Here is an 11,861-nt window from a genome sequence, read left to right as displayed (position 1 = left end):
CAATAAAAGAGCATCAAGCCTGCTGCGCGATCTGCCGCAGCGCCTGCTCGAACACCTCGACCGGCTGGCCGCCCTGGATCAAATGGCGGTCGTTGATGATCACCGCCGGCACCGAATGGATGCCGTGACCCTGGTAGAAGGCCTCGCGCTCGCGCACCGCCTCGGCATATTCCTGGGACGCCAGCACGGCGCGGGCGCGCGCCTCGTCCAGCCCCAGCTGCGCCACCAGCCGCAGCAGCACGCCGTGGTCGCCAGGGTTCTCGCCCTGCGTGAAATACGCGGTGAACAGCGCATGCTTGAGCGCGCCCTGCTGCTCCGGCGTGCCCTCTTCCTCCAGCCAGTGCAGCAGGCGGTGCGCGTCGAAAGTGTTGTAGATGCGGCCGCGCCGGTCCATGTTGAAGGTAAAGCCCAACTGCGCGCCGCGCGCGGCGATGGCCTCGCGGTTTTGCTGTGATTGCTCCGGCGTGGCGCCGTACTTTTGCTGCAGGTGTTCGCCGATGTCCTGGCCCTCGGGGCCCATCTGCGGGTTCAGCTCGAAGGGCTGAAAGTGCAGATCCAGCGCCACCTCGCCGTCCAGCCGCTTCGCGGCCTGCTCCAGCGCGTGCAGGCCGATGGCGCACCAGGGGCATGACACGTCGGAGACGAAGTCGATCTTAAGGGAGACGGGTTGGGTCATGGCAAGGGCTCCAGCCGGGGCAAAGCGCCCATGGTAGGGGCGGCGCAATGTCCGCGCCGGCCCCGGGTTTGTTACGGCCCGCGCCCCGCCCCTTCGGCCTGCAGCCATGCGCGCAGCTCGGTCTTGAGCACCTTGCCATAGCTGTTCTTGGGCAGGGCCGGCACCCAGCGGTAGGCCTTGGGGCGCTTGAAGCGCGCGATGTGGTCCAGGCACAAAGCGTCAAGTTCCGCGTCAAGTTCCGCATGCAACGCGGCATCGTCCACGGCGCCGCCCTCGCCCGCCACCAGGAAGGCCACCACCACCTCGCCCCAGTCGGCATCGTGCTGGCCCACCACGGCCACCTCGCTCACGCGCGGGTGCAGCAGCAGCACCTCCTCCACCTCGCGCGGGTAGATGTTGGAGCCACCCGAGATGATCACGTCCTTGCTGCGGTCGCGCAGGGTCAGAAACCCGTGCGCGTCCAGGCTGCCGACATCGCCCGTGTGCAACCAGCCGCCGCGCAGCGTCTGCGCCGTCGCCTCGGGATTGCGCCAGTAGCCGGCCATCACGGTGTCGCCGCGCACCACCACTTCGCCCAGTTCGCCCGTGGGCACGGGCCGGTCATCGCCATCCACCACCCGCACTTGTACGCACGCATGCGCCACGCCCACCGAGGCGATGCGCTCGGCCCAGCGCGGGTGCGCCGTGTCGGCCAGGTGCTCGCGCGCCAGCGCGGTGATGGTCATGGGGCTTTCGCCCTGGCCATAGATCTGCACGAACTTCTGCCCCATGGTGTCGATGGCGCGGCGCAGGTCGTCCACATACATGGGACCGCCGCCGTAGACGATGGTCTTGAAGCCGTCCACATTGGCACCCGTGCGGCGCACGTGCTCCACCAGCCGATGCACCATGGTGGGCGCCGCAAACAGCGACAGGCGGCCCACGTCCGCGGCCAGCTGCACCAGCTCGGCCGGGTCGAACCCGCCGGACGCGGGCACCACATGGCGCGCGCCGCGCAGCATGTGGGCGTAGTTGTACAAGCCCGCACCATGCGACATGGGCGCGGCATAGACCATGGCGTCGCCGGGCTGCACATCGTCCACGTCGGTGAAGTAGGCCATGGTCATGGCCAGCAGGTTGCGGTGCGTCTGCATCACGCCCTTGGGCCGCCCGGTGGTGCCCGAGGTATAGAACAGCGAGGCCACGTCGTCGGGGGCGCGCTCCTGCAGCGCCAGCGGCGCGCCCTGCGCCGCCTGCTCCCAGGCGGATGCCCCCAACACCTGCACCGCCGCGGCGTCGGCGCCCGCAGCCAGCGCCGCATCGTGCAGCGCCGCAGACACGCACACCACGCGCACGCCGCTGTCGGCAAGCACGTAGGCCAGCTCGCGCGCATGCAGCTTGTAGTTGACGGGCACCGAGATGGCGCCGCACCAGTGGATGGCGTGCAGCGCCTCCAGATACTGCGGACCATTGGCCGAGAAGATGGCCACGCATTCGCCCGGCTGCACGCCGCAATGCGCGCGCAGGTGTGCGGCCAGCGCGGCCACGCGCGCGGCAAGGGTACGGTAGTCGTGCAGCAGGCATGTGCCGGCCAGCAGCGCGGGCCGCTCGCCATGCACCAGCGCGCTGCGCTGCAACAGGTGGGCAATGTTCATGGGGTTGTCGCGTTGTCTCCTGGTGCGACTATAGGCAAGCGCCGGCAGCGCGCACAGTCGCAGAAATACACAAGGGAAATCCCTGGCGGGGATGAGCACCGACCAACCGATTGCTCCTTTATCAGTAGCACGTTGCGCTGGATGGTTAAGAGCCGGAGGCCGTTTTGGCTCACACTACGGGCATGCCATCTGCGCCCTCCGAAGACCTGTTTGCCGACGACCCCGCGGAGCCATCCACGCTGGCGCTGGGCATGCAGGCCGTGCTGCTGCGCGGCTTCGCGCTGGCACAGGCACCCCAGTTGCTGGAAGAAGTGCGACAGGTGGTGCGCCAAGCGCCGTGGCGCCACATGCAGACCCCTGGAGGCAAGGCGATGTCGGTAGCCACCACAGGCTGCGGGCCGTTGTCGTGGGTGAGCGACCGGCGCGGTTACCGCTACGCTGCGCTGGACCCGCTGACCGGCAAGCCCTGGCCCGCCCTGCCCGCGGACTTCGCGCAGCTGGCACATGCCGCAGCGCAGGAGGCCGGCTTTGCCGCTTTCGTGCCCGACGCCTGCCTGATCAACCGCTACGCCCCCGGCACGCGCCTGTCGCTGCACCAGGACCGCGACGAGCAGGACCTGGCAGCGCCCATCGTGTCCATCTCGCTGGGTCTGCCCGCCACCTTCTTGTGGGGTGGCGCCACACGTGGCGAGCGCGCCTTGCGCGTGCCGCTGCGCCATGGCGACACGGTGGTCTGGGGCGGGGTGGACCGACTGCGCTTTCACGGCGTGCTGCCGGTGGCGCCGGGCCAGCACCCGGCAACGGGCGAATGCCGCATCAACCTCACGCTGCGCAAGGCCACCTGATGCTACATGTTTGATAGCTGCTTGCGCTTACTGGGCGGATCTTGTAGCCATTTTTAACGATAATTTCGCAGAACGGCACATTGTCTTACACCGGCGTAAGACGTTCCCCGCACAATGCTCCTTTGCCCTGCGGCAGAGCCCGCATCCCAAGGACCTCACTTGCGCATCCTCTACGTCGAAGACAACTGCGAACTGCGAGACACCATCGGCCTGCTGATGGAGGGAGAAGGCCGCACCGTCGTCACCTGCGCCACGGCCGAGGAGGCCTTGCAGCGCGATGCGGCCCAGCCGCACGACGTGGTGGTGTCCGACGTGAGCCTGCCCGGCATGAGCGGGCTGGATCTGTGCCGCCACCTGCTGGCAAGCAACCCCCAGCGCTGGGTGGTGCTGTGCTCGGGCTATCCGCTGGAGCACGGGGTGGGCACGCTGGGCCCGCATGTGCGGTCCCTGCTCAAGCCGTTCGAGCTGGAAGAGCTGGAGGAGTTGCTGGACGTGATCGCCAGCCACCTGCAAAGCGCCAGCCCCGCCTGAGGCGGCACCTGCCGGGCCGCTGAAGGCCCGGCATCCCCCCGCCCCCGTCCTGTCAAGCCGCCACCGCGCGCCGCGGCAGCGTCACCGTGAAGCAGGTGCGCCCCGCCTGCGAGGCGGCGTCGATCGTCCCGCCATGGGCCTGCACGATCTGGTGCACGATGAACAACCCCAGCCCCAACCCCTGGTGTTGACCGGCCCGGTTGCGCCGGCCGGTGAATGGCGCGAACAGCCGGGGCAGCAGTTCGGCGTCAATCGCACCGCCGTTGCTCACGCGCAGCACCACGGTATCGGCGGCGGCGCCGTCCAGTGACAACTCCACCGGCTGGTCGGGCGTGCCGTGGTGCATGGCGTTGCCCAGCAGGTTCGCCAGCATCTGGCCCAGGCGCTCTTCGTCCCACTCGCCGCGCAGATCCCCTTGCTGCTCAAGCCGCAGGTGGCGCTCGGGGTGGCCGGCGCGGACTTCCTGCACCACGCGCTGCGCCTGCTGCCCCAGGTCCATGGGTGCAGGCTCGATGGCCAGCCTGCCATGCTGGCGGGCGCGCGTCACATCCAACAGGTCCTCGATCATGCGGCCCATGCGCCGCCCGGCCTGCTGCACGTTGCACGCCAGAGCCTGCACCTTGGCGGGCTCGGGAGCGCGCTGCAGCACACTGGCCACGGCCATGATGGCGCTGAGCGGGCTGCGCAGATCGTGGCTGAGCACGGCCATGAACATCTCGTTGATGTACAACGCCTCGGTGCGCTCCTGCAGCTCGCGTGCCAGCGCATGCCGCTGGCGCTGCAGGTCGAAGAACACCCGGGCCTTGTTGACCAGCATGTGGGGGTCGACGGGTTTGTAGAGGAAGTCCACCGCACCTTTTTCGTAGCCGCGGAACTGCCAGCCCTGGTCCCGCGAGCCGGCGGTGATGAAGATCAGCGGGATGTGCCGCGTGCGCTCGCTGCCGCGGATCAACTCCGCCAGTTCGAAACCGTTCATCTCGGGCATTTGCACGTCCAGCAGCGCCAGCGCCACGTCGTTGTGGGCCAGCAGCAGTTCCAGCGCCTGGGCGCCGGAGCCGGCCATGAGGATCTCGACGTCCTCATCCTTCAACAGCGCCTGCAATGCGACGAGGTTTTCAGGAACGTCATCCACGATGAGGCATTTCACGCACGCGCCGGTCCGATGACTCGCGGGCTGTGCAGCCGGTGGGGCAAAAATCACGAAAGTCCCTCCTTATGCAAGGTGGTCAACAGCGCGGCGATGCGTGCCGGGGGAAGCACCTGATCGGGTTGGATCAGGGCCAGCGCCGCCTGCGGCATGGCCATGGACGAAGCGCTGTCGGGCGACTGCACCACCGTGGCGCCGCCAGCGGCCTGCACTGCGCGCAAGCCACGCGCTCCGTCACTGTTCGCGCCCGACAGGAGCACGGCCATGAGCCGCGGCCCGTATTCATCAGCGGCGGATTCGAACAACACGTCGATCGACGGGCGCGAGAAATTCAGCGGTGCATCCACGGACAGGGACAGCCTCGGCCCCGAATCCACCAGCAAATGATAGTCAGGCGGCGCGAAATACACCGTGCCCGGCTCCACGGGCTCCTTGTCCTGGGCCTCGCGCACCGGCAGGGCGCAGCGCTGGCGGAAGATGTTGCACAGCAGGCTGGGCCGCTCGCGCGGCAGGTGCAGCACGACCAGCAGGGCCGCATGGAAACCCGCAGGCAGCGCGGGAAGCACCACACCCAGCGCTTCGATGCTGCCGGCCGACCCGCCAATGGCGATGGCGTCCAGGCGCGCGCGTGGCAAAGCCGCCTGCCTCATGCGTCACCTCTCTTCTGAAAGATGCGCTCGGGCGCCACGAAGTCTTCGAATGCCGGCGCGTGCGAGGAAAAGCGCAGGGATTCCTTGGCCCCCAGGCCCAGGAATCCACGCCGGCACAGGGCCTCGCGGAACAGGCCCAGGGCGCGGTCCTGCAGCGTACGGTCGAAGTAGATCAGCACGTTGCGGCAGGAGATGAGGTGCACCTCGGCAAATACGCTGTCGGTCGCCAGACTGTGGTCGGAGAAAACGATATGCCGGCGCAGGCTCTTGTCGAACACCACGCGGCCGTAGGCGGCGCTGTAGTGGTCGGACAGCGAGGAACGCCCGCCCGAGCGCGCATGGTTTTCGGTGAAGCCGGGCACGCGCTCAATGTCGTACACGCCCGCCTCGGCACGCTGCAGTGCCGTGCTGTTGATGTCGGTGGCGTAAATCAACGAGCGTTCCAGCAACCCCTCCTCACGCAGTAGGATGGCGAGCGAATACGCCTCCTCTCCCGTACTGCAGCCTGCGACCCAGATCTTGAGCGAGGGGTAGGTGCGCAACAGCGGCACCACCTTTTCGCGCAGCGCGCGAAAGTACTCCGGGTCGCGAAACACATCGCTGACCTGCACGGTAAGGTAGTCCAGCAGCGCAGGAAACACCGCGCGCTCGTGCAGCAGCCGATGCTGCAGTTGGGACAGCGTCTCGCAATCGAACCGCGTGAGCGCGGCCTGGAGCCGGCGCTTGAGCGACGACTGCGCATATCCGCGGAAGTCGTAGTGATAGCGCAGGTAGATGGCCTCGATCAGCAGCTGCTGCTCGATCTCTGCGGTCTTGCGTTGGTGCGGCAAGTGTTGGCTCCGATATCGTGTGTCTCCGCGCGCTGGCGCACGCTCACTTGGGCATCCACACCCTCACCAGCGACAGGAGTTTCTCCACGTCCAGCGGCTTGGCGATGTAATCGTTGGCGCCGGCGGCCAGGCATTTTTCCTGGTCGTCCTTCATGGCCTTGGCGGTCAGCGCGATGATCGGCAGACGACGCCACTCGGGGCGCCGGCGGATTTCCGCCATGGCGGCGAAGCCGTCCATCTCGGGCATCATGATGTCCATCAGCACCAGGTCCACGGCGCTCTCGCCGGCGGCGTTGGAACGCTCCAGCGCCTCCAGCGCCTCGCGTCCGTTGCGCGCGATCTCCACGCGCGCCCCCGTGGGCTCCAGCACGCTGGACAGCGCGAACACGTTGCGCACGTCGTCCTCCACCACCAAAATGGTGCGCCCTTCGAAAGTGGACTCACGGTCGCGCGCCAGCTGCAGCATGCGGCGCCGGTCGTCCGGCAAGGTGGATTCCACCTGGTGCAGGAACAGCGTGACCTCGTCCAGCAGGCGCTCGGGCGAGCGCGCGTCCTTGATGATGATGGACTTGGAGAAGCGTCGCAGTTGCTGTTCCTCGTCGCGCGACAAGTTGCGCCCGGTATAGACGATGACGGGCGGAAAGGACACCTCTTCCTGCTCGGCCATCTGCTGCAGCAGCTCGTACCCGTTCAGGTCGGGCAGGTGCAGGTCCATCACCACGCAGTCGAACGTGCTGCCCTTGAGCAGGTCCAATGCCTGCCGCGCAGTGGCGGCGCCCACGATCTCCACGCCGTCGGTTGCCAGCAGATGGTGCACGCTCTCGCGCTGGCGCGCGTCGTCCTCCACCACCAGCACGCGGCGCATGCTCTGGGTGAATTTGGCCTGCATGTGGAGCAGCGCCTGCTCCAGTTCCTCGCGCTTGACGGGCTTGAGCGCATAGCCGATGGCGCCGCGCTCCATGGCCTCCTGCATGTAGTCGGCCACCGAGACCACGTGCACGGGAATATGGCGCGTGGCCGGGTTGCGCTTGAGCTGGTCCAACACGCCCAGGCCGGAGAAATCCGGCAGGTTCATGTCCAGCACCACCGCGCTGGGGCCGTATTCCTGTGCAGCCGCCAGGCCGTCGCTGCCCGTCGAGGCGATGACGCACTGAAAACCCATCTCATGCGCGAGGTCGCACAGGATGCGCGCAAACCGCGGGTCGTCCTCGATGACCAGGATGGTGTAACGCCCCTGTTCCAACTGCTCCCGGTCATCCGGCAGGACGTGCACGGGAGCGCATGGTTTCCCCACCGGGGCCTCTGGCTGGCTCGCACGCGGCGGTTCGGCAGCGCGTGTGGCAAGCGCCGGCGCCACTGGCAGCTTTGCAGGGCGCTCGCCCGGATCGCCGACAAGGGGCGCCGTGATGGGCAGGGTCAGCGTGAAGACACTGCCTTCGCCCGGCGCACTCTGCACCGCGATGCTGCCGCCGAGCAACTGCGCCAGATCCCGGGAGATCGACAGGCCCAAGCCAGTGCCGCCGTATTTGCGATGGGTACTGCCATCGGCCTGGTGGAAGGCATCGAAGATGCGCTCTTGCAGGTCGGGCGCGATGCCGATGCCCGTATCCCGCACGGCAAAGCACAGCGTGTCGTTGTCTCCTGCAAAGACGCGCATGGTCACTTCGCCGCGCGCGGTGAACTTGAGCGCATTGGAAAGCAGGTTTTTGAGAATCTGCGCCAGGCGCTGCGCGTCGGAGGTTATGAATGCCGGCACGCCCGGCTCCACCACCGCGTTGAATTGCAGGCCTTTGTCCTGCGCCTGGGCCCGTAGCGGTTCCATCACGCCCGCCACCACCTTGGCCACCGTCACCTGGCCAATCTCGACCGAGGTCTGCCCCGCCTCGATCTTTGCCAGATCGAGGATGTCGTTGATGAGGTTCAGCAGATCGGTGCCAGCGTTGTGGATGGTCTGCGCGTAGCGGACCTGTTCCGCCGTCAGGTTCTGCTGCTTGTTGTCGGCCAGCAGCTTGGCCAGTATCAGGCTGGAATTCAACGGCGTGCGCAATTCATGGCTCATGTTGGCCAAGAACTCGCTCTTGTACTGACTGGCCTGCGCCAAATCACGCGCCTTGGCCTCCAGGGCGTCCTGTGCAGTCAGCAGGCGCTGCTTCTGGTACTGCAGCTGCTCGGTCTGCGCTTCCAGTTGGGCGTTGCTGTGCTCCAACTCCGCCTGCTGCGCCTGCATCAGGTTTTGGGACTCCTGCAGCATGCGGCTTTGCTGCTCCAGTTCCTCATTGTTGACGCGCAGCTCTTCCTGCTGTGCCTGCAACTCCTCCGCCTGGCGCTGCGTCTCGTCCAGCAGACTCTCCAGGCGCGAGCGATCCAATGCGCCCCGAACGGCCTGGGCCAACTGCTCCCCGGCGCGCACAAGGAAGTCAACTTCGTGCGGAGCAACCGCGCGGAACCACCCCATTTCGACGACCGCGAGCGCTACGCCATTGAGCACGATGGGCATCATCACCAATTCGGCGGGCGTGGCCTGGCCCGTGCCGGAGGTCACTGGCAGATACCCGCTGGGCACGTGGCGCACATGCTGAAGAGTGCGGCTCTGCAACGCCTGGCCCAGCAGGCCCTCTCCCGCCCGCACGGCCCCAGGGCCGGTGTCGGGCGCCAGCGCATAGCCGCCCATGCGCTCGAAGATGCCGTGGCCTTGCGTCACGTAGATGGCCCCTACCCTGGCATCCAACTCCGTCGCCAGATAGCCGATGACAGCACCCGCCATGTCATGGATGCGCTGCTCACCTTGCAGCCGCGTGCCCAGCCCTACAAGGTTGCCTTTGATCCAGTTCTCGACCTCGCGGCTGCGGTACTCCGCCATGGTCATCACCGCAGACGCACAGGTCAGCAGCAACAGCACGGCGGCACTGCCCCACGTCAGGTAGGCCGAGATGGCAAACGCTCCTTCCCACACCTCCCGCTGGGCCTGCAGTTGCTGCTGTTCGGTGTTGAGCATCTCGCGCACCAGCGTGCGGGTGGTTTCCATGGTGGCTTGACCGTCGCCGCGCATGGCCTCCAGGGCCTCTTCGCGCCGGCCCTCGCGCTGTAGCGCAACGATGTGCGCAAGTTCGGTCATGCGTTTGGTGGCCAAACTCTGCAATTGATCGAAGCGCTGCTGCTCCAAAAGGCTCCCGCGCGTCATCCCGCGCAGCTTTTCCAGGGCCACCGGCACGGCGGCCTGGGCTACGGTGAACAAGCCCAGCGTCTGCTCCTGCCCTGACAGCAGGTAGCCCCGCTTGGCGGATTCAGCGTCCTTCAAATGCGACCAGACCATCTGGATCTGCGTGATCCGTTCGACCGTCGCGTTGAGGTTGTCCACGGCTTTCGCGCGCTCGTCGTTGGACCGGTAGGTGAGCACGGCGATCAACAGGGCGGCAAATGCCGCCAAAGCAAATCCCACCATCAGGCGGACGGGCATGCCCCCTCGGATGGCCGCACGGGGCCGAGCATCGGAACTGGAGACAGTCATGTGTGACGTGGAGTAAACATTGCCGCGCGATGACAGGAGCAACGGGTCCCTTGCTCCTGTAGGGCAACGTCTTCACCGCAGCGTATCCCTCTAGCGATCTTATGTCGCACCTGCCGGCAGGGCCAATCCATCACTGGTCAGCAAGGTTTATGTAATTGTCCTAAACTCCCATCCTTTCCCGCGTTACGCGCGCCCGGGGGAGCAGATCCCCGCAGCGGCAAGCGCCGGCTTCCCACCCCTTCCCTCGGTGATCCGCCGCACTGTGCGTTCTACAGCGCGCTTACGGCCCTTCATTTCACTGCCGCAGGTGGCAACGCGCCAGCGCAGCAAAAGACGGGCAATACCTCGTCTATCGCGCCGGACGGCCGGCGCGTTCCGCAGCCTGTGCTCTCACAGGCCCCCAGGCAAGGGCATGCCCATGCTGGCTCTTGCCGTTGATCTCAAAGGAGTTCCGTGTCCAATAAAGAGCAGTTGATTGAAATGCAAGGCAAGGTAGACGAAGTGCTGCCGGATTCCCGTTTTCGCGTGGTCCTCGAGAACGGACACACCCTCATCGCCTATTCGGGCGGAAAGATGCGCAAGCACCGCATTCGAGTGCTTGCGGGCGACACCGTGTCTCTGGAGATGTCCCCCTACGACCTCACCAAGGGCCGTATCACCTTCCGCCACCTGGAGCCGCGTGCCGGCGGCGCACCGCGCCGCCCCTCGCCCCATCGCCGCTAGGCCCCGGCTGATTCGGCCAGCGTGGCAATATCGATGACGAAGCGGTATTGCACGTCGCCCTTCAACATGCGTTCATAGGCGGTATTGATCTCATCGGCGCGGATCAACTCGATATCCGCCACGATGCCATGCTCCGCGCAGAAATCGAGCATCTCCTGGGTCTCGGGAATGCCGCCGATCAAGGAGCCAGCCAGCGTGCGCCGCTTCATGATGAGGTTGAACACGTTGGGCGACGGATGGGGCGACGCTGGCGCACCCACCAGCGTCATCGCACCGTCGCGCCGCAGCAGGCGCAGGAAGGCATCCAGGTCGTGCGGCGCCGCCACCGTGTTGAGGATGAAGTCGAGACTGTTGGCATGCGCGGCCACCTCCTGCGGATGACGGGAAACCACCACTTCGTGCGCACCTAACGAGAGCGCCGCAGCGCGCTTGGATTCAGAGGTGGTGAATGCCACCACATGCGCCCCCATTGCGTGCGCCAGCTTGATGCCCATGTGGCCCAGCCCGCCGATGCCGACCACACCCACGCGATGCCCCGGACCCACCTTCCAATGGCGCAATGGCGAGTAGGTGGTAATGCCCGCGCACAGCAGCGGAGCAACCGCGGCCAACTGCCCTTGCGGATGGCGCACCCGCAGCACATAGCGCTCATGTACGACGATCTGTTGCGAGTATCCGCCCAGCGTGTGGCCGGGCGCGTCCTCGGTCGGGCCGTTGTAGGTGCCGACCATGTGGCCGCAATAGTTCTCCAGCCCTTCGTCGCAATCCTGGCAATGCCGGCAGCTGTCGACAATGCAGCCCACGCCGACCAGGTCGCCCGCCTGGAACGCCGACACCTGCGCGCCCACGGCCACTACGCGCCCGACGATTTCATGCCCCGGCACGCACGGATACAGCGTGCCCGCCCATTCCGAACGCACCTGGTGCAAATCGGAATGGCACACACCGCAATAGGCAATGCCAATCTGCACGTCGTGCGCGCCCGGTGCGCGCCGTGCGATCTCCAGGGGCTGCAAGGGGCGGTCGCTCGCGTGGGCGCCGTAGGCTTTGACGGTCATGGGGTTCTCCTGTGAATGGCTCACGCCCCTGTTGTACAGGTTCGGTCCGATGCGTTTCGGAACAGAATCTTATCGGCACTTCCGGCCTGAGGCAGGGCCTGCCTTCCTCCGGGCGACGCTGAAAGGCAGGGCGTTGCTGGAGTAGAACCGCGTCAACGGTCCCTCAGCCTGGCCATGCCCCCAGACCAAGGAGTTGACATGAAGGACACGATGACACCCCCACACCGTGCGGTGGTGAAACGGCTGCTTGCCCACCTCC

10 protein-coding genes are annotated in these 11,861 nt (G+C 66.5%); 3 read left to right on the top strand and 7 right to left on the bottom strand.

The features are described from left to right. Positions 1-13: 13 nt before the first annotated feature. Both PCQ86_RS04115 and PCQ86_RS04110 read right to left on the bottom strand, forming a co-directional pair. Positions 14-676 (bottom strand): DsbA family oxidoreductase, encoded by a 663-nt coding sequence (locus tag PCQ86_RS04115; RefSeq protein ID WP_047349114.1) that lies wholly within the window; start codon positions 674-676, stop codon positions 14-16. 71 nt (positions 677-747) lie between these two features. Beyond that, a complete protein-coding gene (locus tag PCQ86_RS04110; protein WP_270174932.1) occupies positions 748-2,310 on the bottom strand; it encodes an AMP-binding protein in 1,563 nt (520 codons plus the stop codon). Between the two features lie 182 nt (positions 2,311-2,492). Here PCQ86_RS04110 and alkB point away from each other — a divergent pair, with 182 nt between their 5' ends. Both alkB and PCQ86_RS04100 read left to right on the top strand, forming a co-directional pair. After that, entirely contained in the window at positions 2,493-3,155 is a 663-nt protein-coding gene (gene alkB / locus PCQ86_RS04105) for a DNA oxidative demethylase AlkB (protein WP_270174931.1), read from the top strand. 159 nt (positions 3,156-3,314) lie between these two features. Further along, positions 3,315-3,686 carry a response regulator gene (locus tag PCQ86_RS04100; protein ID WP_012655640.1) on the top strand — a complete coding sequence of 124 codons (372 nt, stop codon included), beginning with the start codon at positions 3,315-3,317 and terminating at the stop codon, positions 3,684-3,686. A 52-nt stretch (positions 3,687-3,738) separates the two neighbouring features. Here PCQ86_RS04100 and PCQ86_RS04095 read toward each other — a convergent pair whose 3' ends face one another. The 4 genes from PCQ86_RS04095 to PCQ86_RS04080 are packed head-to-tail and all read right to left on the bottom strand — an operon-like array spanning position 3,739 to position 9,770. Further along, positions 3,739-4,887: a hybrid sensor histidine kinase/response regulator gene (locus tag PCQ86_RS04095; RefSeq protein ID WP_270174930.1), complete on the bottom strand. Its 1,149-nt coding sequence runs from the start codon at positions 4,885-4,887 to the stop codon at positions 3,739-3,741. After that, positions 4,884-5,483 carry a chemotaxis protein CheB gene (locus tag PCQ86_RS04090; protein WP_012655638.1) on the bottom strand — a complete coding sequence of 200 codons (600 nt, stop codon included), beginning with the start codon at positions 5,481-5,483 and terminating at the stop codon, positions 4,884-4,886. The genes PCQ86_RS04095 and PCQ86_RS04090 overlap by 4 nt, the downstream gene beginning before the upstream one ends. Then, entirely contained in the window at positions 5,480-6,313 is an 834-nt protein-coding gene (locus PCQ86_RS04085) for a CheR family methyltransferase (RefSeq protein ID WP_011804100.1), read from the bottom strand. The genes PCQ86_RS04090 and PCQ86_RS04085 overlap by 4 nt, the downstream gene beginning before the upstream one ends. 43 nt (positions 6,314-6,356) lie before the next feature. Beyond that, positions 6,357-9,770: a response regulator gene (locus PCQ86_RS04080; protein WP_270174929.1), complete on the bottom strand. Its 3,414-nt coding sequence runs from the start codon at positions 9,768-9,770 to the stop codon at positions 6,357-6,359. Between the two features lie 504 nt (positions 9,771-10,274). On the opposite strand from PCQ86_RS04080, the gene infA reads away from it, so the two are divergent. Further along, entirely contained in the window at positions 10,275-10,544 is a 270-nt protein-coding gene (gene infA / locus PCQ86_RS04075; protein WP_011804098.1) for a translation initiation factor IF-1, read from the top strand. Here infA and PCQ86_RS04070 read toward each other — a convergent pair. Further along, a complete protein-coding gene (locus PCQ86_RS04070) occupies positions 10,541-11,602 on the bottom strand; it encodes an NAD(P)-dependent alcohol dehydrogenase (protein WP_103738107.1) in 1,062 nt (353 codons plus the stop codon). The genes infA and PCQ86_RS04070 overlap by 4 nt on opposite strands. Positions 11,603-11,861: the final 259 nt, after the last annotated feature.

The sequence above is a fragment of the Diaphorobacter sp. ED-3 genome, from assembly GCF_027625375.1.
GTDB lineage: Bacteria > Pseudomonadota > Gammaproteobacteria > Burkholderiales > Burkholderiaceae_C > Diaphorobacter > Diaphorobacter nitroreducens.
The sequence above is the reverse complement of the archived record's forward strand: the minus strand, read 5'-3'. Positions and strand labels throughout refer to the sequence as shown.